This window comes from Erythrobacter ramosus, assembly GCF_009828055.1.
Taxonomy (GTDB): domain Bacteria; phylum Pseudomonadota; class Alphaproteobacteria; order Sphingomonadales; family Sphingomonadaceae; genus Erythrobacter; species Erythrobacter ramosus.
Genome location: NZ_WTYB01000002.1, coordinates 1,082,975 through 1,108,556, shown reverse-complemented (window position 1 = coordinate 1,108,556; position 25,582 = coordinate 1,082,975). Strand labels below are relative to the sequence as shown.

Annotated in this window: 25 protein-coding genes; 13 read left to right on the top strand and 12 right to left on the bottom strand. The window is 64.3% G+C overall.

The genetic code is table 11. The features are described 5' to 3' along the window. Positions 1-31: 31 nt before the first annotated feature. Genes GRI59_RS11950 through mgtE form a run of 4 tightly spaced genes read right to left on the bottom strand, consistent with a single transcriptional unit; the run spans position 32 to position 4,145 of the window. Complete coding sequence (locus GRI59_RS11950) at positions 32-1,405, bottom strand: aromatic ring-hydroxylating oxygenase subunit alpha (protein ID WP_160761371.1); 1,374 nt, start codon at positions 1,403-1,405, stop codon at positions 32-34. Next, positions 1,402-1,908 carry a nuclear transport factor 2 family protein gene (locus GRI59_RS11945; protein WP_160761370.1) on the bottom strand — a complete coding sequence of 169 codons (507 nt, stop codon included), beginning with the start codon at positions 1,906-1,908 and terminating at the stop codon, positions 1,402-1,404. The genes GRI59_RS11950 and GRI59_RS11945 overlap by 4 nt, the downstream gene beginning before the upstream one ends. After that, entirely contained in the window at positions 1,908-2,666 is a 759-nt protein-coding gene (locus tag GRI59_RS11940) for a glucose 1-dehydrogenase (protein WP_160761369.1), read from the bottom strand. Before GRI59_RS11940 ends, GRI59_RS11945 begins: the two co-directional genes overlap by 1 nt. Before the next feature lie 30 nt (positions 2,667-2,696). After that, positions 2,697-4,145, bottom strand: a complete 1,449-nt coding sequence (gene mgtE, locus GRI59_RS11935) for a magnesium transporter (RefSeq protein ID WP_160761368.1) — start codon at positions 4,143-4,145, stop codon at positions 2,697-2,699. Between the two features lie 104 nt (positions 4,146-4,249). Between mgtE and GRI59_RS11930 the strand changes: the two genes are divergently transcribed. Genes GRI59_RS11930 through miaB form a run of 3 tightly spaced genes read left to right on the top strand, consistent with a single transcriptional unit; the run spans position 4,250 to position 7,062 of the window. Next, complete coding sequence (locus tag GRI59_RS11930; protein ID WP_160761367.1) at positions 4,250-4,711, top strand: peptidylprolyl isomerase; 462 nt, start codon at positions 4,250-4,252, stop codon at positions 4,709-4,711. Between the two features lie 22 nt (positions 4,712-4,733). Further along, the gene (locus GRI59_RS11925; protein WP_160761366.1) at positions 4,734-5,663 is read left to right on the top strand and encodes an alpha/beta fold hydrolase; all 930 of its coding nucleotides are present in this window, start codon (positions 4,734-4,736) and stop codon (positions 5,661-5,663) included. A gap of 58 nt (positions 5,664-5,721) precedes the next feature. Further along, on the top strand, positions 5,722-7,062 hold the full coding sequence (miaB, locus tag GRI59_RS11920; RefSeq protein WP_160761365.1) for a tRNA (N6-isopentenyl adenosine(37)-C2)-methylthiotransferase MiaB: 1,341 nt from the start codon (positions 5,722-5,724) through the stop codon (positions 7,060-7,062). Positions 7,063-7,069: 7 nt separating this feature from the next. Here miaB and GRI59_RS11915 read toward each other — a convergent pair whose 3' ends face one another. Next, entirely contained in the window at positions 7,070-7,906 is an 837-nt protein-coding gene (locus tag GRI59_RS11915; RefSeq protein ID WP_160761364.1) for a hypothetical protein, read from the bottom strand. A gap of 223 nt (positions 7,907-8,129) precedes the next feature. Here GRI59_RS11915 and GRI59_RS11910 point away from each other — a divergent pair, with 223 nt between their 5' ends. From GRI59_RS11910 to GRI59_RS11875, 8 genes are all read left to right on the top strand, one after another. Then, positions 8,130-9,167, top strand: coding sequence for a PhoH family protein (locus tag GRI59_RS11910; protein WP_160761363.1), 1,038 nt, complete (start codon positions 8,130-8,132; stop codon positions 9,165-9,167). Positions 9,168-9,379: 212 nt separating this feature from the next. Beyond that, the gene (locus GRI59_RS11905) at positions 9,380-10,837 is read left to right on the top strand and encodes an efflux transporter outer membrane subunit (protein ID WP_160761362.1); all 1,458 of its coding nucleotides are present in this window, start codon (positions 9,380-9,382) and stop codon (positions 10,835-10,837) included. Next, entirely contained in the window at positions 10,834-12,150 is a 1,317-nt protein-coding gene (locus GRI59_RS11900; RefSeq protein WP_337190264.1) for an efflux RND transporter periplasmic adaptor subunit, read from the top strand. Before GRI59_RS11905 ends, GRI59_RS11900 begins: the two co-directional genes overlap by 4 nt. Then, a complete protein-coding gene (locus GRI59_RS11895) occupies positions 12,147-12,863 on the top strand; it encodes an ATP-binding cassette domain-containing protein (protein WP_160761361.1) in 717 nt (238 codons plus the stop codon). Before GRI59_RS11900 ends, GRI59_RS11895 begins: the two co-directional genes overlap by 4 nt. Further along, positions 12,863-14,059 (top strand): ABC transporter permease, encoded by a 1,197-nt coding sequence (locus GRI59_RS11890; RefSeq protein ID WP_160761360.1) that lies wholly within the window; start codon positions 12,863-12,865, stop codon positions 14,057-14,059. The genes GRI59_RS11895 and GRI59_RS11890 overlap by 1 nt, the downstream gene beginning before the upstream one ends. Positions 14,060-14,122: 63 nt before the next feature. After that, positions 14,123-14,602, top strand: a complete 480-nt coding sequence (gene ybeY, locus GRI59_RS11885) for an rRNA maturation RNase YbeY (protein ID WP_160761359.1) — start codon at positions 14,123-14,125, stop codon at positions 14,600-14,602. Between the two features lie 27 nt (positions 14,603-14,629). After that, positions 14,630-15,559, top strand: a complete 930-nt coding sequence (locus GRI59_RS11880) for a hemolysin family protein (protein ID WP_160761358.1) — start codon at positions 14,630-14,632, stop codon at positions 15,557-15,559. A gap of 93 nt (positions 15,560-15,652) precedes the next feature. Next, positions 15,653-16,537 (top strand): LysR substrate-binding domain-containing protein, encoded by an 885-nt coding sequence (locus GRI59_RS11875; protein ID WP_160761357.1) that lies wholly within the window; start codon positions 15,653-15,655, stop codon positions 16,535-16,537. On the opposite strand, the gene GRI59_RS11870 is transcribed toward GRI59_RS11875, so the two are convergent. From GRI59_RS11870 to GRI59_RS11840, 7 genes are all read right to left on the bottom strand, one after another. Next, positions 16,534-17,394 carry a lysophospholipid acyltransferase family protein gene (locus GRI59_RS11870; protein WP_160761356.1) on the bottom strand — a complete coding sequence of 287 codons (861 nt, stop codon included), beginning with the start codon at positions 17,392-17,394 and terminating at the stop codon, positions 16,534-16,536. The two genes, GRI59_RS11875 and GRI59_RS11870, sit on opposite strands and share 4 nt — an antisense overlap. After that, the gene (locus GRI59_RS11865) at positions 17,387-17,809 is read right to left on the bottom strand and encodes a Fur family transcriptional regulator (protein ID WP_069311290.1); all 423 of its coding nucleotides are present in this window, start codon (positions 17,807-17,809) and stop codon (positions 17,387-17,389) included. The genes GRI59_RS11870 and GRI59_RS11865 overlap by 8 nt, the downstream gene beginning before the upstream one ends. 165 nt (positions 17,810-17,974) lie before the next feature. Further along, positions 17,975-18,427: a Ros/MucR family transcriptional regulator gene (locus GRI59_RS11860; RefSeq protein ID WP_160761355.1), complete on the bottom strand. Its 453-nt coding sequence runs from the start codon at positions 18,425-18,427 to the stop codon at positions 17,975-17,977. A gap of 116 nt (positions 18,428-18,543) precedes the next feature. Continuing rightward, entirely contained in the window at positions 18,544-19,038 is a 495-nt protein-coding gene (locus tag GRI59_RS11855; protein ID WP_160761354.1) for a GNAT family N-acetyltransferase, read from the bottom strand. Continuing rightward, entirely contained in the window at positions 19,035-19,664 is a 630-nt protein-coding gene (tsaB, locus tag GRI59_RS11850; protein WP_160761353.1) for a tRNA (adenosine(37)-N6)-threonylcarbamoyltransferase complex dimerization subunit type 1 TsaB, read from the bottom strand. The genes GRI59_RS11855 and tsaB overlap by 4 nt, the downstream gene beginning before the upstream one ends. Before the next feature lie 51 nt (positions 19,665-19,715). Beyond that, a complete protein-coding gene (locus GRI59_RS11845; RefSeq protein ID WP_160761352.1) occupies positions 19,716-20,324 on the bottom strand; it encodes a malonic semialdehyde reductase in 609 nt (202 codons plus the stop codon). Further along, complete coding sequence (locus GRI59_RS11840; RefSeq protein WP_160761351.1) at positions 20,321-20,899, bottom strand: NifU family protein; 579 nt, start codon at positions 20,897-20,899, stop codon at positions 20,321-20,323. Before GRI59_RS11840 ends, GRI59_RS11845 begins: the two co-directional genes overlap by 4 nt. Before the next feature lie 96 nt (positions 20,900-20,995). On the opposite strand from GRI59_RS11840, the gene GRI59_RS11835 reads away from it, so the two are divergent. After that, positions 20,996-24,004: a M16 family metallopeptidase gene (locus GRI59_RS11835; protein ID WP_160761350.1), complete on the top strand. Its 3,009-nt coding sequence runs from the start codon at positions 20,996-20,998 to the stop codon at positions 24,002-24,004. Between the two features lie 139 nt (positions 24,005-24,143). Beyond that, complete coding sequence (locus tag GRI59_RS11830; protein ID WP_160761349.1) at positions 24,144-25,529, top strand: class II 3-deoxy-7-phosphoheptulonate synthase; 1,386 nt, start codon at positions 24,144-24,146, stop codon at positions 25,527-25,529. Positions 25,530-25,582 lie beyond the last annotated feature (53 nt).

The window sequence follows — 25,582 nt, the reverse complement described above, 5'->3', positions numbered from 1 at the left end:
GGCCCCGCTGTCACGCGCCCCTGCGCGCGTGTCAACCGGCGAGATAGGAGTCGAGCGTCAGTTGCAGCTGGCGGATGCGCGCCTCCTGATAGTTACCGAGCGTCTGCGCACCCTTGCGCGAGGCCTTGGCCCCATCACGCTGAAGCGCGAGGTTGTCGGTATCCTGATCGAGGATCTCGGCGAGCGCGAAGCCGGGGACGGTGGTGTAGCTGTCCTCCACTCCCAGCCGGATCGGTGTCGCAGGCGGCGGGCGTTCTCCGCTGGCGGGCAGCGGCTGGAGGACGAGGATCTCGTGCAGGCACTCGTCCGGCCCCAGCGGGCGGAAACGGTAACACAGGCGGATGCTGATGCCTGGGAAGAAGAAGGCATTGGGGAACAGGAAATACTCGATCGAATCCATCATCTCGGTGGTAGAGACTTGCGACAGGTCAGTGCCGAAGGCCGCGCCCAGTTCCTCACGCATCAACCGCGCGTGTTCGGCGCGGGCCGAGGCACCCGGCGGCAGGGCGGCGGGATCGCGGCCGAGCTTGCCGAACAGGGTTTGCTCGCTGATGTCCTGCTTCAAGTGCGGGCTGGGCACGCCGATCGCATGGATGAAGCGTGAGACGTGCTTTCCGAAGATGTCGTATTGCGCGTTGGCGTCCGCAGCAGTGTAGACCGCCTGCGCGTGGGTTTCGAGCACATGGAAGGCCTCGAGAAAGGCCTCCATCGCCATCTTCCAGTTGGCCGGCAGCACCTTTTCGGTGTGAAGCGCGACATAGCGGTCATCCATCGGCCAGAGCTTGAAATGCTCCGGCATCACCTCGAGCTGCTCGGCGAGCGGCGGGGGATTGTCGCCCATGTGTATGAAGACAAACCCGCCCCAGGTGTCGCAAGCGACTTCATCGAGGCCGAAGGTGTCGTCCGACACGTGGGGGAAGTCCCAGCGGCAGGGGATTTCCCGCAAGGTTCCGTCGAGGTTCCAGCTCATCCCGTGGAACGGGCAACGAATATTGGCGCGCCTGACCCCGCGGGAGCCTTCAGCGGCGAACTTCATCCCGCGGTGCGGGCAGGAATTGACGAAGGCGCGGATCGCCATGTCGGCCCCGCGCACCACCAGCACGGAATGATGCCCGACGTCATAGACGTAGCGATCGCCGACATCGGGAATGTGCTCCTCGCGGCAGGCCCATTGCCAGACGTTGGGCCACAGCCGTGCCATTTCGAGGTCGTGGAACGCCGGGTCGGTATAACGGGCAAACGGCACGTCTGTGTCGCCAAGGAAGGTATAGGCCTCCTCGCGCATCGCGGCGGGCGCATTGTCGCCGTCCGCATCGAGGATGTCCTGCATCGACGGGCCGGGACAGCGCGCTTCGCCGGGGGCGAGCGCCGGGTCGGACGGGGCGGTCAGATCGGGTCGGGTCATGGGTGTCTCATCGCCTGGCGGTTGTAGAGGGGATCAGCAGGCTTGCGCGCGCCGATTATAAAGGGAGCGGCTTCCAGCATCGCGTCGGTGGCCGGATCGTCGCGCACCCAGTCGACCAACTCGGAGCGGTACGCCATGCGCCACGCGCCGCCGCGCCGCTCGTACCGGTCGACATAGCGGCCCGCGATAAACAGGTCGCGTGCGGCCCCGGCTTCGTCGCGCACCCGGTGATAGGCCTGGTAATAGACCTCGCCGAAGGCTTCGTCCGGCGCGACAAGATCAATCAGGTGCTGGCCCAGCATGTGGTGATTGCGCTCATGGTCTTTGAGCGCGGCCATGCAGAAGGCGGCGAAATCCGCCGGGCCGCCGCTGAAAATCCCGTATTCGAGCTGCGCCTCGGGCCAGAACTGCGCCTCCAGCAATGCCCCATCGAGCCGGTCGAGCCCGCGCATGTAGAGCGCTGCGAGGTCGATGATGGCGAAGCGGTCGTCCGCGGTGCCCATCACGCGATGCTCAGGCCGCCATCAACGATGAACGGCGCGCCGGTGGCAAACTTGCTCTCGTCGCTGGCGAGATAGACCACGAGATGCGCGATATCCTCGACCTCGCCCATGCGGCCAATCGGCTGGGCGATGGAGAAGGCCGCGCGGGTGGCGTCGGGATCGGGGGTACCGGCGATCACGCTTTCGACATTGGGGGTCAGGATCGTGCCGGGCTGCACCGAGTTCACTCGCACGCCGTTCTTTTCGCGCGCGCAGTAGAGCGCGATGGACTTGGTCAGCGTCACCACTGCCGCCTTGGCGCTATTATAGGCGGCCAGATCGGGCGAGGGCTTGTTGCCTGCCGCGCTGGAGAAGTTGATGATCGACCCGCCGCCGCTCTTGGCCATCAGAGGGATCGCCGCCTTGCAGCCCATGAAGATCGAATCGACATCCACCGTGTAACAGCGCTTGAAATCCTCCGGCGAGATGTCGGCGATGGAGCCGAACACCGTGATCGCGGCATTGTTGACCAGCACGTCGAGCCGCCCGTGGCTGGCTTCGACCTCGGCGATGATCGCCTGCCAGCGCGCCCAGTCGGTGACGTCCTGATGGAGGTAATCGCAGCCCAGTTCCGCCGCCGTGGCGCGGCCTGCCGCTTCGTCGATATCGGTGATGATGACAGTCGCGCCCTCGGCCATCAGAGCCTTGGTCGCCGCCTTGCCCAGACCCATCGCGCCGCCTGTCAGCAGCACCACTTTGCCTGCCACACGTCCTGCCATCACTCTCTCCCTTTATCGTTTGGGAGAGAGTTAGAACGTGGCCAGACCCATCGCCACTGCCAAACCTAAGAAGGCGAAGAAGCCCATCGAATCTGTAATCATGGTCACGAACACGCTGCTGGCGACCGCCGGGTCCTGATCCAGCCGCTCGAAAATCACCGGCACAGCCACGCCCGCAATCCCGGCAATCGCGATGTTGATGATCATCGCCATGCCGATCACCAGACCCATCATCGGCGTGAATAGGATGCCGGTCGCCGCCCCGATCAGCATTGCGATAGTGCCGCCGTTGAGCAACGCGACGCGGAATTCGCGCCAAAGGATGCGGCGAGTGTTGGAGCGCGTGAGCTGATTGGTCGCAATCGCGCGCACGGCCACGGCCATCGTCTGGGTGCCGGCATTGCCGCCGATGCTGGCGACAATCGGCATCAGGATCGCGAGCGCCACCAACTGTTCAATCGCCGCGCCGAACAGCGCGATGATGGAGGAGGCGATCACCGCAGTGCCAAGGTTCGCGATCAGCCACCGCACGCGCGCAGTATAGGCTTCTCGGATCGGCTCGTTGATGTCGCCATCGCCTGCGCCCGACAGTAGCAGCGCATCCTCGCCCGCTTCTTCGGAGATAATGTGGACGATGTCGTCGACCGTCATCTGGCCGACCAGCCGCCCGCTTTCATCCACCACGGCCGCCGAAATCAGCGCGTATTTCTGGAACATCAGCGCGGCTTCTTCCTGATCCATCGTCACCGGGATCAGGGTCTGGTCGCGCTTCATCAGGTCAGTCAGGCGCACGGAGCGCGGCGTCGTGAGGATCCAGTTCAGCGCGCAGGTGCCGACCGGATGGTGTCCTTCGTCGATCACGAAGACTTCGAAGAAGTCATGCTCGATATCGCCGTTTTCGCGCAGGTAATCGATGAGATCGCCGACGCTCATATGTTCTGGGACCGCAACGAAGTTACGGCTCATCAACCGGCCGGCGGTCTCTTCGGGGTAGGCGAGCGCGCTGGAGACCGCCGCGCGGGTTTCCGGCTCCAGCTCGGCCATGACAGCGCGCTGATCGGCTTCGTCGAGATCTTCGATCAGCTGCACCGCATCGTCGGTGTCGAGCTGTTCGGCGATCACTGCGACAGCCTGCGCGGACAATGTGTCCATCAGGTCTTCGCGGACGTAATCGTTCAGTTCCGCGACCACATCGCCGGTCATCAGGTCGCTGATCGTGGAGGCGAGCTGCGCGCGTTCGCGCGGTTCCAGCAGTTCGATCAGGTCGGCGATGTCGGCGGCGTGGAGCGGTTCGACCAGATCGTAAACCGCGCCCTTGTCGCGCGCGGCCAGCGCATCGTGAACCGCGCTGACAAAAGAGGGCTTGAGCCGGTTTTCCTGGTCATGGCGTTCATCATTGACCCGGTCATCCGGACGCACTTCGCCCTCACCGTGATCGGCGAGGGCAAGGTCGTCGTCGTGGATGCGATCTTCGGCCATATCAGAGGCGTTTACGTGGCGACCTATGAAAAGCAAGCGGGGAGGGTGACAGGCTCGTCACGGGCGCTATAGAACCGCCCGAATTGTTACGCGGAGACAGACAAATGGCCGATACCCTCACCTTCACTCTCGACACCGGCGACGGCGAAGCCCGCGACGTTGTGATCAAGCTGCGCCCTGATCTGGCCCCCGGCCATGTCGCGCGCATCACCGAACTGGCGAGCGAAGGCTTCTATGATGGCGTGATCTTCCACCGCGTCATCAATGGCTTCATGGCGCAGGGCGGCGATCCGACCGGCACCGGCATGGGCGGCAGCGACAAGCCCGACCTCGCGGCCGAGTTCAACGCCGAACCCCACGTCGAAGGCGTGTGCTCGATGGCCCGTTCGCAGAACCCGAACAGCGCCAATTCGCAGTTCTTCATCTGCCTTGATGATGCGCGCTTCCTCGACAAGCAGTATACCGTGTGGGGTCAGGTCACGAGCGGCATGGAACACGTCCACGCGCTGCCCAAGGGCGAACCGCCGCGCAGCCCCGGCAAGATCGTCAAGGCGACGGTGGCCTGACGGGGACCGAGGGGCCCAGGGGGTGACAATTCGTTCGGTGGCAGTGGCCTTGTGTGCCCTGCTGCTGGGAGCCTGCGCCACCCTGCCCGACATCACACAGTCGCGCTCCCCCTGCCAACTTGAGCCTGGCGGGTGGTGCGGCTTTGTGCGCGAGGCGGCGGTCGAGGCGTGGCCCTATGTGGTCGCCTCGACCAACGCCTACACCGGCGACGATGACCTTTTCGCCAAGCCGGGCCGGGTGCTCCAGCGGATCGAGCATATGTCGATCGCGCCCGAGGATGCGGGGAAGGGCTTCAGCTACGAGCTGTTTAACCAGTATGCGCCAGGCACAGGCGGCGATGCGGCCCGTAGGCCCGTCGCGCGGGTGCTCGCTTTCCGAGGCACCGATTTCAAGGGCCTCTCCGACATCTTCTTCGGCACATTGCGCAATGACCAGATCGAACTGGCGTTGCGCTATTTCGATGCCGAACGCGAGCGGCTGGGCAATGATCTGCCGTGGGTAGTGGTCGGCCATTCGCTCGGCGGTGCATTGGCGACAGAGGTTTCTAACGCGCATCCCGAAGTGCGCGCCTTCCTGTTCAACACCTCGCCCTTCTACCGTGACGAGGTGCGCGCCAATGCCCTGCGTCGAACCGTCTTCAACGAACGCGGCGAGATCCTGCGGCGCTTCGCGCGCAGCAGCGAGCCGCCTGCGGCCAATGTCTTCACCATCAATTGCGAGCCCCGCAAGGGCAGCATCACCAAGCATAAAGTGCGTCCGCTGGCCGATTGCATCACCTGGATCGCGGCCTATGCCAGCCGCGACGCTTTCGAGGTGATGAAAGCCAATGGCATCACCAAGCCTTTCGTGGAGTGCGGGCCTGAGGACAAGCCGCACCCCGGGCCGGGCACCAAGCCGGAAGAGCCCTGCGTCCACAACAGCCTGCGCGAGCCCGAGGGCAAACGCAGGTAACCGCCGGGCGCAGCGGCGATTGAACGCGACCGCCATCGGCGCTAAGGGCGCGGGCCTGATGAAACCTGCTGCCGTCCCTCCCAAAACCTACCGCGTCAAAAGCTTCGGCTGCCAGATGAACGTCTATGATGGCGAGCGGATGGCCGAGCTTTTGGGGGACCGCGGCATTGCGCCCGCGCCGGAGGGAGAGGACGCCGATCTCGTCATCCTCAACACCTGCCACATCCGCGAGAGAGCCGCTGAGAAGGTCTATTCGGACATTGGCCGGTTGGTCTTTGCGGGCAAGCAGGCCGGCAAGCAGCCGCTGATTGCGGTCGCCGGCTGCGTTGCTCAGGCCGAGGGCGAGGAGATCATGAAGCGCGCGCCTGCGGTCAGCATCGTGGTCGGCCCGCAGGCCTATCACCGCCTGCCGGAAATGCTCGACAAGGCGGTGCAGGGCAAACGCGCGACCGATACCGATATGCCCGCCATCGCCAAGTTTGACGCGCTCCCGCAGCGCAAGAAGCGTGGTCCCAGTGCGTTCCTGACGGTGCAGGAAGGCTGCGACAAGTTCTGCACCTACTGCGTGGTGCCCTATACGCGCGGCGCGGAAATCTCGCGGCCCTTCCCGCATCTCGTGGCCGAGGCGCAGAAGCTGGTCGAGGCGGGCGCGAAGGAGATCACGCTGCTCGGCCAGAACGTCAACGCCTGGAGCGGCGAGGACGACAAGGGCCGCCGCACCGGGCTGGCAGGCCTGATCCACGCGCTCGCTCGGATCGATGGGCTGGAGCGCATCCGCTACACCACCAGCCACCCCAACGACATGGACGACGCGCTGATCGCCGCACATGGTGAGGTGGATAAGCTCATGCCCTATCTGCACTTGCCCGTGCAGGCGGGGAATGACCGCATCCTCAAGGCGATGAACCGCCAGCACACGGCGGAAAGCTATCTGAGGATCATCGAACGCTTCCGCGCGGTGCGCCCCGACATCGCGCTGTCAGGAGATTTCATCGTCGGCTTTCCGGGCGAGACCGAGGCGGAGTTTGAAGACACGCTGCGGATCGTCGACGAAGTCCGCTACGCTGCGTGCTTCAGCTTCAAGTACTCGCCGCGACCCGGCACGCCTGCTGCGACGATGGAGGGGCAGATTGCGCCAGACGTGATGGCCGACCGCCTGCAACGCTTGCAGGCCCGCCTCGCGCATCACCAATATGCCTTCAATCAGGCGAGTGTCGGCAAGACCTGCTCGGTCATGATTGATCGCACGGGCCGCGACCCCGGCCAGTGGCTCGGCAAGTCGCCGTGGCTGCAATCGGTGTGGTTTGAGGGCGATTATGCAATTGGTGATCTTGTCGAAGTGACACTCGCCGACGCGGGCCCGAATTCGCTCAGGGGCGTAATTTCCGCCCCCGCCTGAAAGAGCGCTACCGGCTCGCGACCTGCGCGGCTTCCTCCAGCACTTCAGCGGCAAAAGCGGTGCGCGGCAGCTTGTAGAGCGATGTGAGATAGGCGCGGTCGGCGCGGGTCATCTCGCTCGGGGCCTCAGCCGGGGCAGCAAACAGCGACAGGATCGTGTCGGGCGTCCGCGCGCCATCTGCGGCAACTTCCCCGGTCGGTGCGAGCAGGCGCAGGCTGGCATAGTCTGCAATCTGCACGGGGCTAAGACCGTCAATCGCCCCGGCCTCGATCACCACCAGCGTGCTCAACATATCCTCCGGCGTGCGGACGTATGAGCGTTCTTTTGTCCAGTTTTGAGCGCAATCCAGCCACGGCGCATCACCCTCCATGATCCGCGGGGTCGCTTCGACGGCTTGGAACACATAGGCCGGATCGCGCCCGGCAAGAGCGGCGTCAATTTCGCGCTCGCTCATGCGCCTGAACACCTTACGGCCCTCGGCGCGATAGGCGGAAATCTGGTTGAGGGCATCGTCCGAGAATGTGACCAGCGCATTGGGTTTGCACCCGGCGCGGCGGGTTTTGACACCGGAAGCCTTGGCATTGTCGATGATGCGCTTGGCTACGGTCCGCGCGAAGCCTTCATCCTGCGCCGCGACGGCCAAGCAAAGCGGTGAGCGTAGGCGGGCAAGCGGACGCCGTTTGGCAGGTTCGCCGGCGATGGCGTTGGCCAATGCAATTGGGGCCAGTGCAATTGAGGGTGTCCTGTCTGTCGCAGCGCTTTCGGCCTGGCTTTCCTGTGCTGCGACCGGGACGCTGATGGCCGCAGCGGCCACCAAGGCGAAGAACGTGTAGAGGTGCTTCATCAGGACGACTCCTTCTTCAAAATATCAACACTTTAGCCATGAATGCCGGATGAACCGTCCGTTCCGAAAGGCACCGCGTTAGGCCCGCCCGATGGCAAGCACATGGCGTTTCGATGACTATCCACCACCATCTCGCCGCAGCCTGCTTGCTTTGCGCGAAGGGCTGCTTACCCTCACGACTCATGGACGAGGGATTGTCCCACGGCCGCAGCCAAAGGAACCTATGGGCCGACGACCCTCCCGTGCCGGACACCCGGCGCTCTCGCCCGATCCGCGCGGCATTCCGGAACCGCGGCGCGCGCGCGTTGATCTGACTTTCGAGAACCAGGCGCTACTGGGGCCGTTGTTCGGCCAGTTCGATGCCAATCTGGTGCAGGTGGAAAACCGGCTCGGCGTCTATATCCACGCCCGAGGGCATCAGGTGGTGATCGAAGGCCCTGAAGATGACGTCGCCCGGGCGCGCGAGACATTGAAGACCATGTATGACCGGCTGGCGCGCGGTGAGGCGCTGGATGCGGGCGCGGTGGAGTCGATGATCGCGATGTCGGCCGAACCGACGCTGGAAGGGATCATCTCGGGCGAGATGGACGGCCCGCCGATTATGATCCGCACGCGCAAGAAAACGATCGTGCCGCGCTCGGCGACACAGATCGAATATATGCGGTCGCTGGCGAAGGATGACATCATCTTTGCGCTTGGCCCGGCTGGCACCGGCAAGACTTATATCGCGGTGGCCCAGGCGGTCAGCCAGTTGATCACGGGGAGCGTGCAGCGCCTGATCCTGTCGCGCCCGGCGGTGGAGGCCGGGGAGAAGCTGGGCTTCCTCCCCGGCGACATGAAGGAGAAGGTCGATCCCTATCTCCGGCCGCTCTACGACGCATTGAATGACTGCATGCCGCCCGAACAGGTCGAGCGCAGGCTGGCTAATGGCGAGATCGAGATCGCGCCCATCGCCTTCATGCGCGGGCGGACGCTGGCGGACAGCTTCATCATCCTCGACGAAGCGCAGAACACCACCAAGGAACAGATGAAGATGTTCCTCACCCGCTTTGGACAGAACAGTCGGATGGTGGTCTGCGGCGATCCGCGTCAGGTCGATATTCCCGGCGGTCCGAGGATGAGCGGATTGAACGACGCGGTCGAGCGGCTGGAGGGCATCGACGGCTTCGGCACAATCCGCTTCACCGCCGCTGACGTGGTGCGCCACCCGATCGTGGGCCGCATTGTCGAGGCCTATGAGGGGGGCGGCGAGGAGGGCTAACAGCTCTGCGGCGCGCACTTGTTCGATGAGCGATGCAGTCAGCCCGACGAAACTGCGTTGTGCGGATCGGGGCTGACTGTTAGCAACATAATGATTTTACGGCCGCCATTGGCGAAGTTTTGTTCTGGTCCCGACGGCCTGAGCAACGCTTTTGATCTGCGCGGCAACACAGGGGCGGGCGTCGTGGTTCATCACCAATTTCGGGATCGCGCATGACCGCTTATCGCCCTTGGGGCCGAGCTACGGTATCGCGCGGAATTGTGCCGCTGTCGCTCGCAGCGCTCGCTCTGTCGGGTTGCGCCATTCCGCGCGCCGCGCCGCCGGCGATGGCCAGCGCTCAGGCGATCCCGGACCAATGGGTTCTGGCCGAGCCTGCCGGGGCCGACATTCCGCTTGATCGCTACTGGGTGTTGCTGAACGACCCCCTGGTCGAGGAATTCGTCGCGCAGGCGCAAACCAGCAACCTCGATCTGACGCAGGCCGTAACCCGGCTGCGTGCGGCACGGGCAGGCTTGCGCCAAGCCCGCGCGGCCCGTTTGCCGCAAATCACCGGAAGTGGCGGCGCAGGTCGCGACGTTGGCGATTTTGCCAGCAATGATGTGCAGTTCTCAGCTGGCGCAGATCTCGCGTGGGAGGCCGATGTGTTCGGGCGGCTGGATGCCTCGGTCGATGCCGCGCGCAATGATTTGCAGGCGGCGGGATATTCGGTCGGCGATCTGGAACGGGTGATCGTCGCAGAGGTGGCGAGCCAGGTGGTGACCGCGCGCTCACTCGCCGCGCAGCTGGCTATTGCACGCGAGACGCTCGGTAATCAGGAGGACAACCTCCAGATTGCCCGCTGGCGCAATCAGGCCGGATTGGTCGACAGCCTTGACGTAGAACAGGCCCGCACCCAGCGCGCCCAGACCGCAGCCAGTATTCCGCTGCTGGAAGGCGACCTGGTGGCGGTGGCGAATGCGATTTCGACCCTGATTGGCGAACCGCCCGGCCGCGTCTATCGCGCCCTGACCGAAGCGCCGCGCGCCGTTCCCGTGCCGCCGACCGATGTTGCGCTGTCCGTTCCCGCCGACATGCTGCGTCGCCGCCCCGATGTGAGCGGCGCCGAGGCCCGGCTGGCTGCCGATCTCAACCGAATTGGCGTGGCCCGCGCGCAGCTTTACCCGCTGGTGCGGCTCTCTGGCACGATCGGCACCAGCGCGACCGATGTGGGCAGTCTGTTCGACATTCTTACCGGCAATATATTCGCGAGCCTCTCCCAGCTGATCTTCGATGGCGGCCGTGCGCGCGGGCAGATCGAGAGTGCTGAAGCGATTGCGGATGGCTCGCTTGCGGCATGGCGGCAGAGCATTCTCGTGGCGCTTGAAGAGGTCGAAAGCGCAGGCGTCGACCTTGAGACCAGCGGCACGCGGGTCACGGCGCTCATTGAGGCCAGTGACGGCGCGCAGAACGCCGCGATCCTCGCCCGCAGCCAGTATCAGGCCGGGCTGATCGATTTTCAGACGCTGCTGGTGACCGAAAGCCAGCTGCTGAGCACACGCACCGCCGAGGTCAACGCCAAGGCCGGACGCGCGCTCGCCTTTATCAGCCTGGCGCGCGCGCTGGGCGGGGGATGGTCGGTGCCCGATGGCGCTGGACTTGACGACATCGCGGCGAAGGGGCCCACCAAGTGATCGATTTGAGCAAGCCGGACGAGCAGCCAAGCGTCGATGAATTCCTCGGCACCAAGCCGCGCCCGCGCTGGCGGCGGTGGATGAAGTACTGGCTGCTCGGCCTGATCGTGCTGCTGCTGATCCTCGGCATCGCGCAATGCACCGGGGAAGCGCCCAAGCCTGACTATATCACTGCTCCGGTAGCGCAGGAATCGCTGTCGCTGTCGGTCACAGCGACCGGCAATCTGCGCCCGACCAATCAGGTCGAGGTCGGCGCAGAAGTCACCGGCCCGCTCGATAGCGTGCTGGTCGACGTCAACGACCGCGTGACCAAGGGGCAGGTGATTGCGGTGATAAATACCGAGATTATCGACCAGCAGATCGCCCAATCGCGCGCCAACCTCAATGCCGCGCGCGCCGCGCTGGCGCAGGCGCAGGCAACCATCGAGATCGATCAGGTCCAGCTTGCCCGCCTTGAGGAAGTGCGCCGCCTGTCAGGTGGACGCGTGCCTTCGCAGATCGAGGTTGAGCGGGCCGAGGCCGCAGTGGCGCGTGATCGCGCCGCAGTCGCTTCCGCGCGCGCCAACATCGAAGCGGCGCAGGCTTCGCTGAACGGCAGCCTCACGACCCGCACCCGCGCCGTGATCCGGGCGCCTGTCACCGGCGTCGTGCTCGCTCGCCGGGTGGAACCGGGGCAGACCGTGGTTGCCAGCTTCAACACCGTGACGCTGTTCGTGATCGCTGAAGACCTGTCCGCCATGCAGCTGCGCGTGTCGATTGACGAAGCCGATGTGGGCCAGGTCAGACCGGGCCAGAAGTCGACCTTCACCGTCGATGCCTATCCCGGCCGCCAGTTTCCGGCGACGGTCGAACGGGTCGATCTGGCTTCGACCGGCACGACTCAGGCTGCGGCGAGCGGCGGCACCGGAGCTGCGGCAACAGGCGGATCGGTGGTCAGCTATGAAGCGCGGCTTACCGTGCAAAATCCCGAGGGCTTGCTGCGTCCCGGAATGACCGCGACCGCAACCATCGCAACCCAGAACACCGGCCGCGCGATGCTGGTGCCCAACGCGGCGCTGCGGTTCCGTCCGGAGACCGAGGAGGAAGCCGCGGGCGGCGTGTTCAATCCGCAGATCGGGCTTGAGGATGGTAAGCAGCAGGCCAGCATCGGCGAAGGCAGCCGCCAGCTGGTGCAGGTGCTGCAAGCCGATGGTACGCTGAAAGCCGTCGAAGTCGTGACCGGCCGCAGCGATGGGCGGCGGACCGTGGTCACCTCCAAGGGGCTGAAGCCGGGGATGAAGGTCGTCACCGGGATCAAGGCAGCGGCCCAGTGACAGCAGAACCCCTGATCCAGCTGGAAGGCATCACCAAGACCTTCGGCAACGGAGCGGCGGCGTTTCAGGCGCTGAAAGGGGTCGACCTTACCATCGAGCGCGGCGAGTTCGTCGCGATCATGGGGCCGTCCGGGTCCGGCAAGTCGACGACGATGAACATCCTCGGCTGCCTTGATGTGCCGACGGGCGGCGTGTTCCGGTTTCGCGGGGTTGAAGTGCAAAAACTGGACCGCGATCAGCGCAGCCTGCTGCGCCGCCGCTATCTCGGTTTCGTGTTTCAGGGCTTCAACCTGCTCGCGCGCACCACCGCGCTCGAGAATGTCGAGCTGCCGCTGCTCTATCGGGGCGAGAACAAGGCCCAGCGGCGGGAATCGGCTTTGCGGGCTCTCGATCAGGTCGGGCTGGTGCCGTGGGCTTCGCACACCCCGGCCGAACTGTCCGGCGGTCAGCAACAGCGCGTCGCCATCGCGCGGGCACTGGTGACGCAGCCCGATGTGCTGCTGGCGGATGAACCGACCGGCAACCTCGATAGCGAACGCTCGGTCGAGATCATGCAGCTACTGCAACGCCTGAATGGTGAGGGCATCACTGTGCTGATGGTTACGCACGAGGAGGAAATGGCCGCCTACGCCAAGACCATCGTTCGCTTCCGTGATGGCCTGGTCGAACGGATTGATCGCAGTGCGCATGCCGTGGAAGGCAGCCCCGCCTGATGCTTGGATCGACCCTCCTTCTGGCGCTGCGCGAAATCCGCCGCCACATCCTGCGTTCGATCCTGACGACGCTCGGGATCATTATCGGGGTCGCGGCGGTGGTGACGATGGTCACGCTCGGCAACGGTGTTACCGCTTCTGTGCAGGAAGAAATTTCCTCGCTCGGCGCGAGCAACTTCATCGTTTTCCCGGTCCGCACTGATCGCGGCACGATCCGTCCTTTCGATGAGGCGGATGTGAAGGCGGTCGAGCAGCAAATCGCCGGGGTGACAATCGCTGCCGGCACCGTCGCCTCCAACGCTACGGCCTTTTACAACGGGCAGGATTGGGACACACGGGTCGTCGGCTCGAATAACGACTTCCTCGATGCGCAATCGATCACGGTCGAGGAAGGTCGTCCCTTCAGCAAGGACGAAGAAGAGGCAGGCAAGAACGTCTGTCTGCTCGGCCTCAAGGTGCGCGAAGCGATCTTCGTGCCGGGCACCAGCCCGATCGGCGCGCGGATGCGGCTCGGCGATGTCTCGTGCCAGGTGATTGGCGTGATGGAAGAGCGCGGGCAGGGCGGCAACGGGGCGGATGATGATGATGCGGTCTATCTGCCGCTCAAGAACGTCCAGCGGCGGTTCCGCGGCAATGACAATCTCGATTACTTCGTACTGAAGTATGACCCCTCCTATGCGCCGTCTGTCATTCAGGATTCGCTGGTCGATCTGCTGCGTGAGCGCCGCCTGTTGCAAGGGGAGCAGCCCAACGACTTCAACGTCATCGACACCGCGCAGGTCAATCAGGCGCTGGGCGCGGCAACTGGCGCGCTGACCGCGATGGTGGCGGTGATTGCCTCGATCAGCCTTTTGGTCGGCGGGATCGGGATCATGAACATCATGCTGGTGTCCGTGACCGAGCGGACCCGCGAAATCGGCATCCGCCTCGCCATCGGCGCGCTGGCGCGCGAGGTGCGCTTGCAGTTCCTGACCGAGGCGGTGGTGCTCTGTGCGCTGGGCGGGTTGGTGGGGATTGCCTTGGGCTTCGGCGCTTCGATCGGGCTCGCAGCGGCCATCGATGTGCCGTTCGTGTTCGATCCGATGATCAATTTGGTGAGCTTCCTGTTCGCGGCGGGCATGGGGATCGTGTTCGGGTACTACCCCGCCAGCCGTGCGTCCAAGCTCGATCCGATCGACGCGCTGCGGCACGAATAGGCGACCGCATTACGCAGCGCGGCGTTTCGCGGCGGCGCTTTCCGCGCTAAGGGCGGCGCCATCATGCAACTCGACATCGACATCGAAGACTGGCCTGCGGGCGACTGGGAAGCGCTGGCAGAGCGCGCCGCGCAGGCGGCGGGAGAGGCCGAACCCCTGCTCGCCAACCCACGCCTGATCGCCAGCCTGCTGTTCACCTCCGATGCCGAGGTTCACACGCTGAACCGCGAATGGCGCGCGCGCGACAAGCCGACCAACGTCCTCAGCTTCCCGATGCTGGAGCGAGAGGAACTCGAAGCCCTCGCATCAGACGGCCCGCCCGAAATGCTCGGTGACATCGCACTGGCGCATGAAACTTGTGCACGCGAAGCGGCGGAGAAGGGCGTGGCGCTTGAAGCCCACGCCGCTCATCTCATCGTCCACGGACTGCTCCATCTTGCCGGCCACGACCATGTCGACAGCGACGCTCAGGCCGAGGCGATGGAGGCGCTGGAGACAGCGATACTTGCCAAACTGGGCATCGCTGACCCATATGACGCTTGAAACTGCATAGGAGCCCCATTCAAGGCCATGGCCGATTCCCATTCGCCCGCATCTCAATCCGGAGACGCGGACAGTAGCAGCGGGCTGTGGCCTGCGCTGCGCAAGCTCCTGAAGCTCGAAGGCGCCCGCTCCCTGCGTGAGCAGCTTGAAGAAGCCATTGACGAGCACGAGGACGAAAACGGCGGCGCCGGTTCTGATACCGGTGGCAGTGGCGGGGGTGACCTGTCGCGAGTCGAGCGGCAGATGCTGCGCAACCTCCTCCACTTCTCTGAACATGATGCCGATGACGTGGCTGTGCCGCGCGGCAAGATCATCGCGGTCGATGCCTCGATCAGCTGGGAAGAAATGGTCGCCGCCTTCAGCGAGCATGGCCATTCGCGGATGCCGGTCTATCGCGAAACGCTCGATAGCGTGGTGGGCATGATCCACATCAAGGACGTGTTCCCTTTCCTCGCCAACGGCACGCCGCCACCCGCTGACTGGACCACGCTGATGCGCCAGCCGCTTTATGTGCCGCAGGCGCGCGGCGCGCTGGACGTGCTCGCTGACATGCGCACCCAGCGCGTGCACCTTGCCATCGTCCTCGATGAATTCTCGGGGACCGACGGGCTCATCACGATTGAGGATCTGGTCGAGGAAATCGTCGGCGAGATCGAGGATGAGCACGACGAGACGCCCGAAGAACTGATCGTCCCCATCGGCGAAGGCATGTGGGACGTGGACGCGCGCGCCGAGCTTGATGACATTGCCGAGCGGATCGACCCGCGCCTCGCCGAGGTGGCAGAATCGGTCGACACGTTGGGCGGTCTCGCCTTCGTGCTGGCTGAGGCTGTGCCAGATGTCGGCACAGTGCTGGAACATCCGAGCGGTTGGCGGATTGAGGTGACGGCGGGCGACGAAACCCACGTGACCCGGCTGCGCTTGCACCCGCCAGAAGATGCAAGTGAGATGCAATAGGCGCAACTTTTTCGTCTTCCACGCATTTTTTCTTCGATTTTTTGCATCCAATCGGCGTCTCGGGCGTATCTCTTCTCACCAAGGAGAGAATTCATGCCGGCACGTCGTCTTCCCCCCCTGCGCGCGCTTGAAGCCTTCATGCGCACGGTCCGTCTGGGTTCTGCCCGGGCGGCGGCGGAGGAGATCGGTCTCAGCCCCTCGGCGCTGTCGCGCCGGATCAGCAATCTCGAAGAATTCGTCGGCAAGAAGCTATTTACCCGCGCGCGACAGTCGATGCAGCTGACGGATGAGGGCCAGGCCTTCTACGAGGCGGTGAACCCGCATATGGAAGCGCTCGCCCGTGCGGTGGAGAGCCAATCGGACAATATCGCGCTGCTGCGTCTGCGTCTTGGCGTGTTGCCGATGTTCGGCAGCCAGCGTCTGTTCCCGCGGCTGGGCGAGCTGCGCAAGCGTCACCCGCTGCTGCATATCGACATCGACACCGCCCCGCATCTTGAAGACCGGGTGGGCGACACGCTCGATGCCGCGATCATCCTGTCACGCGGACCGGCAAGCGGGCTGCACGCTGTGCGGCTCGACCACAATCTCGTCCATGCGATCTGTTCCAAGGACACCGCCCGCGCGATCGGCCCAGACATCACGCCTGAAGTGATGACCAAGCAGACCTTCCTGATCCACAACGAACTGCCCGAGAGCTTCATGGCGTGGAAGAAGGCCAACGGGCTCGACGCGATGGATCCCGCCGCGATCGACCACTACGACTCCGGCGCGCTGATGCTGGAGGCGGCCGCACAGGGCCTTGGCATCGCGATCATGCACGACGACCACTTGCGCCGCGCCAACGACAATCGCTTGATCAACCTGCCGGGCAAGCCGGTCGAGAGCCCCTATAGCTACTGGTTCGTGTGCAAACCGGTCGCGCTGGAAAGCCGCCCGGTGCGCATCTTCCACGATTGGCTGGTCAGGGCAGGGCTTTAGTCCGCCGCGTCAACCTTCGGTTCGTAGCGAACCGGGGCAACCGTGTGCGCGAACGGGCGCAGCGGCTTGCCGAGAATGTCGATCAGCGCTTCCTCGATCCGGCGGCGCGATTCATGGCTGATCGCCTTGCGGCCGCGGAAGTCTTCCGGGCTGAACGGTTCGAGGTAGTGCAGCCGGACCTTGAAGGTGCCCTTGCGTGACAGCACCCGCTTGGCATTGTTGATGCCGCTTTCCTCGCCTACCCAGCCGATCCATTCAGCAACCGGGCCGTAATCCAAGATCACCGGCTGCACCAGCACGCCCGGCGGCGGCGGTTCAAGCACCGACAGCATCGAGGTCTTGAACGGCAGCAGCGATTGGCCGTCGGTGGTGGTGCCTTCAGGGAATACCGTGACCGACCAGTTATCGACCAACGCTTCCTTCAGCGCATTGATCTGCTCGGCCACGCCCATGCGGTGCTCGCGTTTGACGAAGACAGTGCGGTTAAGACTGGCGAGCCAGCCGACCACGGGGGCCTCAGCCAGTTCCGCCTTGGCCACAAAGGCGGTGCCGCTAGCGCCTGCCAGTGCGAGAATGTCGATCCACGACAAGTGGTTGGCGACGAAGAATACGTCGCGCTTCAGATGGGTGCCGATCACCTCGACCCTGGCCCCGCACACCCGCGCCGCATAGCGCAGGAATAGCATCGGGAACGGTGATCCATAGGACACCACCCGGAACAGATAGTGCAACGGCACGAAGACGATGATGAGGCCGACCAGCGCGAGCGCGCGGACAGTCAGCCGCATCCAGCCGATGGCGGATACCGGCGTGCTTTCCCCCCGCGCGGCAGCCGCGCGCAGTTCTGCGTCAGTCATTGCGGGACAGGCGCACGCCGTAGAGCTCCATGCGGTGGTCGACGAGCCGGTATCCCAGCCGCTCGGCAATCTGGCGTTGCAGCGCTTCGACTTCCGGGTCGACGAATTCGACGACCTTGCCGGTTTCCACGTCGATCAGGTGATCGTGGTGCGCTTCGGGCACCGGCTCGTAACGTGAGCGGCCATCGCCGAAATCATGGCGATCGAGGATACCCGCTTCCTCGAACAGGCGCACGGTGCGGTACACCGTCGCAATCGAGATGCGCGGATCGACCGCAGCAGCGCGGCTGTGCAGCAGCTCGACATCGGGATGGTCGTCACTTTCCGACAACACCTTGGCGATCACCCGGCGCTGTTCGGTAATGCGCAGGCCTTTTTCGGCGCAAAGTTGTTCGAGATCGATTTTCTGGGTCAAGGAACGCTCCATTGCCGAGTGCGCCGCCCCTGTGGGATGCGATCGCCCGAAAGCAAGACAGCCTCATCCCTACAGGGACGAGGCTGCTTGCTCAAGCGGGCCGTCCACCCTCTCAACAGGGGCGGTCTGACAGGCTGATGGACAATGCGACCGGAAGGCGCAGTTTTACGCCGTCTTCTTGGTGCGGCGCGTCTTGGGAGCCATCACAGTGCCGGGCTTGCGACCAAGACCGATCTTCTTGGCAAGATCGCGGCGCTTTTCGGCATAGTTGGGGGCGACCATCGGGTAATCGGCCGGCAGGCCCCAACGCGCGCGGTAGTCTTCGGGCGTCATGTTGTAATTGGTGCGAAGATAGCGCTTGAGCATCTTCAGCTCCTTGCCATCTTCAAGACAGACGATGTGATCCGGCTTGACCGAATTGCGGATCGCGACCGCAGGCTTGGGCTTGGGTTCTTCGATCTCAACCTTCTCACCCAGATTGGCGAGCGCGTTGTAGACGTTGGTGATGAGTGCCGGGACGTCAGTCACCGCCACATCATTGTTGCTGACGTGCGCAGCGACAATGTCGCTGGTCAGCGTGATAAGTGTTTCGTTCATATCAATTTCCAGATCCTGCATGAGTTCCTCTCACACGGCGTTCAAGTCGCGCCGGTTACTGCGCCATGGATCAAGTCGTCAATCTTGGCAACTGTGGTGGTCCGCTTGGCCATCAATTTGCGATGAATGGAGTTCTACTAGATTGATCGACCGAAAGTAATCGCATCGACACGCTCGCCATTTGCCATGCGGTAATAGTTACGCCGCTCACCGATAGGTTCAAAACCAAACTTGTGATACAATTGGATGGCGGGGTTGCCGCGCCGCATTTCCAAGAAGATACGTGTGACGCCGCGCAATCGGGCGGCGGCGAACAAGTGTTCGAGCAGTGCCGCGCCAACTCCGCGCCGCCGCGCGCCGGGTATGACCGCGATCAGCAGCAGTTCTTCTTCGTCGAGCACATAGCGCGTGAGCACGAAGCCGGCGGGTGCGGGGCCTTCACTGAAATCGCCTTCGTCAGGGATCGGCGCGCCGTTAGCGTCGACCACCAGCGCGTGGGTGCTGGATAGAGTCAGCGCATCGGCCACCTGCCGCCGGTTCCAGGCCTCGCCATAGGCCGGGTCGAACGCTGCCTCCATCACCACCATGATCCGGTCGATGAGAGCGGGACTGGGAGCGGGGCGGGGGGTCATGCGGGTTTGCGCAGCGCCATCGGGGTGGCATCGGCACCCCGGCCATAGATTGGCGCGAGGTGCGTGGTGAGCAGCGCGTCAGGCACCAGCCCCACTTGTGCGGCATCCGGCAGCAGCGTGACAACTTGTCGTGCATCGCCCAACAGTGCGGCGAAGTCCTCGGCGCGATTGCCTGCGATCAGGTTCCGCGCTCCGGCTGCCATCGCCGCCGCAGGAGCCATAGAGGACAGCTCATTGGCGGTCAGGCCATCAGCTCCGAAATCCTGTACGAACCATTCGCCGTGTCCGCCATTCATGCAGACCGTCACGGGTTCGCCCGGATGCAGCGCTTGGGCCTGCGCTGCGATCAGCGCCAATGTCGGATAGCCGAGCACCTCTGCGCCCCACGCAAACCCGAGCGCGCGGGCGGTTGCCAATCCGATGCGCACACCGGTGAAACTGCCCGGCCCGAGGCTGACGAGAATGCGGTCGGCGCGGCCTTTGTCCGGCAAGGCACCGATCATCGGCACCAGCGCCTCGGCATGGCCGCGGGCCATCACGCGGTGATCATGCGCAAGCATCGCTGCGCCCTCGGTAAGGGCGATGCTGCACGCCTCTGAGGCGGTTTCGATGGCAAGCACGCGCATGGCGCTGCGCGATGCCTCACACCGCGCGCCCGCGCAAGCGCGAGATTTCTGTCAGGCGATGCGGTTGAAGGTCGCGAATTCCGGACGCGGGCTGCGCTCGAAGATGCTGGCGGGATCGCCATAGCCGACCGAGCAGATGAAATTGACCCGGTGACGCGGTTCGTCGGCGAAGAAGGCGGCGTTCACGGCATCGCCGTTGAAGCCTGACATCGGGCCGCAATCGAGGCCCAGCGCGCGTGCGGCGAGCATGAGATAGGCGCCTTGCAGCGAGGAGTTGCGGAACGCGCCTTGCTCACGGGCCCGTTCGTCACCCTCGAACCAGCTCTTCGCGTCGGCGTGAGGGAACAGCCACGGCAGTTCCTCGTGGAAGTCGATGTCGTATCCGATCACAGCGGTAACGGGGGCGGCCAGCACCTTGGCGCGGTTGCCTTCCATCACGCATTCGGCGAGCTTGGCTTTGGCATCGGATGATTTGACCCACACGATTCTGACCGGCTGCATATTGGCAGAGGTCGGGGCCATCTTCATCAGATCCCAGATCGCGTGAAGCTGTTCGTCCGAAACAGTCTTGTCGAACCAGCCATTATAGCTGCGCGCTTCATTGAACAGCTGGTCGAGCGCCGCGTCCGAAAGGACGTGGTCGTGAAATTGCACCGTCACGCCGCCCGCACCTCGGTCACTTCGGGGACGTAATGCTTCAGCAGGCCTTCGATGCCGTGCTTGAGCGTCGCAGTGCTCGACGGGCAGCCCGAGCATGAGCCTTGCAGGGTGAGATACACAACCCCGTCGCGGAAGCCGCGATAGGCGATGTCGCCGCCGTCACCTGCCACGGCGGGCCGCACGCGGGTCTCGAGCAGTTCGTTGATCGCCGCGATCACCTCGGCATCTTCGGGACGCTCTTCCACCACCGCTTCGTCTTCGGGCGGAACGGAAATCCCGTTGCCGCTCCCGCCAGCAAACAGCGGTGCTTCCGAGACGAAATGGTCGAGCAGGATCGCGATGACCTGCGGCTTCAGGGCGCTCCAATCGGCACCCGGCGCAGCGGTGACGCTGACGAAATCGGAACCGAAGAACACGTTCACGACCTCGCCCGTGTCGAAGATCGCCTGCGCCAGCGGGCTCGCTTCCGCCGCTTCGGGCGTGGCGAATTCGCGGCTGCCGGTGGGCATCACGGTGGTGCCCGGCAGGAACTTGAGGGCGGAGGGGTTCGGAGTGGTTTCGGTTTCTATGAACATGAGCCCAATCTAGGTGCCGCAGCTGCGCGGGGCAAGGGCGGATGGGCCGAGAACCATTCACTATCGCTTCACACTTTGCCGCCCTATAAGTGAGATATGACGTCGTTTTCCCGTGCTGGTCGCGCTCTCGCCATTCTTCTTGCCCCCTTTGCGCTGGTGCAGCCGCTGCTCGCGCAGCAGGCCGCTCCCCCGCCGCCGGTCGAAGTGCAACCACTGCCGCCGGTGCCCCAGCCGCAGGCGCTCCAGACGGGCAGCGAAGTGCCGTGGCTTTACAAGGGCTCGGACGTTCCGGTCGATGAAAAGTGGCTATTCGGGCAGATGAAGAACGGCGTACGCTATGCAGTGCGCCGCAATGGCGTGCCGCCGCGCCAGGTTTCGATCCGGGTGCGCATTGATGCAGGCTCCCTGCACGAAACCGATAAGGAGCAGGGCTATGCTCACCTGCTCGAACACTTGCTGTTCCGTGAGAGCAAGTATCTCGGGCAGGCCGAGGCCATCTACGCCTGGCAGCGGTTGGGTGCGACCTTTGGCAGTGATGCCAACGCCGAAACCAGCCCGACCCACACCGCCTACAAGCTCGACATTCCCAATATCGACGATGCCAAGCTCAGCGAGAGTTTCAAGCTGCTGTCGGGCATGATCCGCGAGCCGGTGCTGAACGACGCCAATGTTTCGGCCGAACGTCCGATCGTGCTCGCCGAAAAGCGTGAACGCGGCGGGGCGGGGCTACGCATGGCAGACCTTACGCGGCAGACCTTCTTTGCCGGACAGCGCCTCGCCACCCGCAGCCCGATTGGCACGGATGAAACCCTGAAGGCCGCCAATGGCAAGGACGTGAAGGCGTTCTATGACCGTTGGTATCGCCCGGAAAACACCGTGATCGTGGTTGTCGGCGATGCCGATCCGATGGTGCTGGCAGGGCTGGTGGAGCAGTGGTTCGGGGACTGGAAAGGCACCGGCAAGCCCGGCGTCGCCCCTGATTTCGGCGATCCTGTCCCGCCCGCAGGCGCGCAGGATGACGGCGTGACCGGCGCACCGATTGGCCAGCTGGCGGTCGGCGTGGAACCCGATTTGCCGCGGAGCCTGACCTATGCGGTGATGCGTCCGTGGCGGCAAGTGACCGATACGATCAAGTATAATGAAGGCCTGCTGACCGATGCTGTCGCTCAGGCGATCATCAACCGGCGGCTCGAATCGCGCGCACGCGGCGGCGGCAGCTTCCTCTATGCGCAGGTGCAGCAGGACGATGTCTCGCGCTCAACCGATGCGACCTTCGTGACCTTTGCCCCGCTGACGGGCGACTGGCAGGCAGCGCTCGCCGATGTTCGGGCCGTGATTGCCGACGCGCTCACCAACCCGCCGACGCAGGAAGAAATTGACCGCGAGGTCGCCGAGTTCGACGTGGTCTTCGCCAACGGGGTCGAGCAGGAAACCGTGGAGTCGGGTTCTGATCTTGCCAACAACGTCGTCAACGCGGTCGATATCCGCGAGACGGTGGCCGCGCCCAAGGTGGTGCTTGACGTGTTCCGGGGCATGAAGCCGCGCCTGACGCCCGATGTGGTGCTGGAACGGACCCGCGGGCTGTTTGAAGGCACGGTGACCCGTTCGGTCTATGTGACGCCGACAGCGGGTGAGGCCGATGTGGGCGTGCTGAAGCTGGCGCTTGCTGCCGAAGCCAAGGTCGATGGCACTGCGCGGCTGGCTGCACAGTCGATCTCGTTCGACGAACTGCCCCCGGTCGGTTCCCCCGGCGCCATCACCGCGCAGAACCCGCTCGGCGTGCTCGAGATCGAGCAGGTCGACTTTGCCAACGGCGTTAAAGCACTGGTTTGGGCCAATGATGCCGAACCGGGCCGGGTGACAGTGCGCGTGCGCTTTGGCGCAGGCTACCGCGCTTTTGACAAGGACAACGCGGTCTATGCCGCGCTGGGTCAAGGCGCGCTGGTCGGATCGGGCGTGGGCGAGCTCGGGCAGAACGAGCTCGACCGCCTGGCAACAGGCCGCAAGATCGGCTTCGATTTTGCGATCGACGAGGCGGTGTTCACCTTTACCGCTCAAACCCGGTCGGAAGATGTGAACGACCAGCTCTATCTGTTTGCCGCCAAGCTCGGGATGCCGCGCTGGGACAAGGATCCGGTGATCCGCGCCAAGGCGGCGTCAGAGCTGGCCTACAACACCTATTCCACCAGCCCCGGCGGCATTCTCAACCGCGATCTGGAATATCTCGTGACTGGCGGCGACGAGCGGTTTGCGACGCCCGATCCGGCTGCGCTCAAGACCGCCACGCCCGAGGGCTTCCGCGCGGTGTGGGAGCCGCTGCTCAAGCAAGGGCCGATCGAAGTGCTGGTGTTTGGCGAATTCGATCACCCCGCCGTGATCGAACAGCTGCGCCTCACCTTCGGAGCACTGCCGCGGCGTGAGCCGATCCCGGCCGATGTTGCGGCGCGCGTTCCGCCCTTCGCCCCGACTTCGGCCACTCCCTCGGTCGTGACCCACCGCGGCGATGCCAATCAGGCCGCCGCCGTGGTCGCCTGGCCCAGCGGGGGCGGAGTTGCGAGCTTGCGCGAAAGCCGCCAGCTCGAAATTCTCACCCAACTGTTCAACAACCGCCTGATGGATGCGCTGCGCGAACGCGCCGGGGCGAGCTATTCGCCGCAGGTGTTCTCGAACTGGCCGACAGATCTCGCCAGCGGCGGGCGGATCACTGCGCTTGCCCAGCTTGAACCTGAGTTCGTGCCGGTGTTCTTCGCCGAGGCCGAGAAAATCGCCAGGGACCTCGCCGCCAGCCCGCCCACCGCCGATGAACTTGAACGGGTGACCGAGCCATTGAGTCAGATGATCCGGCGTGCATCGACCGGCAACCAGTTCTGGCTCTACAACCTGGAAGGCGCGACGCAGGATCCCCAGCGTGTCATCCTGCTGCGCAGCTTGCTGGCGGATTATTCGCAGACCAGCCCGCAGGTGATGCAGTTCCTGGCTGATCGCTATCTGGCCAAGGCGTCGCCATTCCGTCTGGCCATCATTCCCGAAGGCCAGACTTTGGCCGAGGCTCCGGCTGCCGGAGCGAGTGCAAATGCTACGCTGACGGCGCCTTCAGGTCGCTGATCGCTGCGCTCACTGGCACTGTTCGGGAAATAAAGTTGTTTTGAGCGGCATTGCTGCTTTACAATTCGTGCCCCGCTCCTGTAGCGGGCGCCCCCGCGCAAGCCTTGCCGCGCGCCATTGAGAAGAAAGAGTTGTGACTGTGCCCGAGACCTGGACCCCGGATAGCTGGAAGGCTCACGAAGCGCGCCATCTGCCGCATTACGAAGATGCGGCTGAGCTGGCGGAAGCGGAAAAGACCCTCGCGCACTATCCCCCGCTGGTGTTTGCAGGCGAAGCGCGCGCGCTCAAGGCCGATCTGGCGCAGGTCGCGAACGGCCACGGGTTCCTGCTGCAAGGCGGCGACTGCGCGGAAAGCTTCGCCGAATTCCACCCCAACAACATCCGCGATACGTTCCGCGTGCTGTTGCAGATGGCGGTCGTCATGACCTTCGCCAGCAAGCGTCCGGTGGTGAAGGTCGGCCGCATGGCGGGACAGTTCGCCAAGCCGCGCTCGGCTCCGACGGAAACCATTGATGGCGTGACCCTGCCGAGCTACCTCGGCGACAACATCAACGGGATCGAGTTCGATCCGGTGTCGCGCCGCAATGATCCGGCTCGCATGGTCAAAGCCTATTCGCAGGCCGCCGCCACACTCAACCTGCTGCGCGCCTTTGCGGGCGGCGGCTATGCCAACCTGCGGCAGGTCCACCAGTGGACGCTCGATTTCATGGGCCGCACGCCGTGGACCGAAAAGTTCAGCGAGATGGCCGACCGGATCGGCGAAGCGCTCGATTTCATGGAAGCCTGCGGGATCGACCCCGGCACCGTGCCGCAATTGAAGGGCACCAGCTTCTACACCAGCCACGAAAGCCTGCTGCTGCCTTACGAAGAGGCGATGACGCGGCAGGATTCGCTGACCGGCGATTGGTACGCGACCTCGGCGCACATGCTGTGGATCGGCGATCGCACGCGGTTCCCCGGCTCGGCGCATATCGAATATGCGCGCGGGATCGGCAACCCGCTGGGTATGAAGTGCGGGCCTTCGCTGGAGCCCGATGCACTGCTGCGCCTGCTCGACGATCTCAACCCCAAGCGGGAAGCCGGGCGCATCACGCTCATCAGCCGGTTTGGCCATGACAAGGTCGAAGACGGCTTGCCGCGCCTCGTCCGCGCGGTGCAGCGCGAAGGGCACCCGGTGGTATGGAGCTGCGACCCGATGCACGGCAACGTCGTGAAGTCCGACACCGGCTTCAAGACCCGTCCGTTCGACCGGATCACGCGCGAAGTGAAGGGCTTCTTCGCCGTCCACCGCGCCGAAGGCTCTCATCCCGGAGGCATCCATATCGAGATGACCGGGCAGGACGTGACCGAATGCGTCGGCGGGGCCGTGGGTCTCACCGAAGAGCGCCTTGGCGACCGCTATCACACCCATTGCGACCCGCGCCTCAACGCCGAACAGTCGCTCGAACTGGCGTTCCTAGTGGCCGAGATGTTGAACTCTGCCGCAGGCGAACGCGAGGCCGAAGTCAGCGCCAACGCGGCCTGATTTCGGGTCGGGGTGGGCTTAGTCCGCTTCTATCCGGCAGGAAAATCTGATGC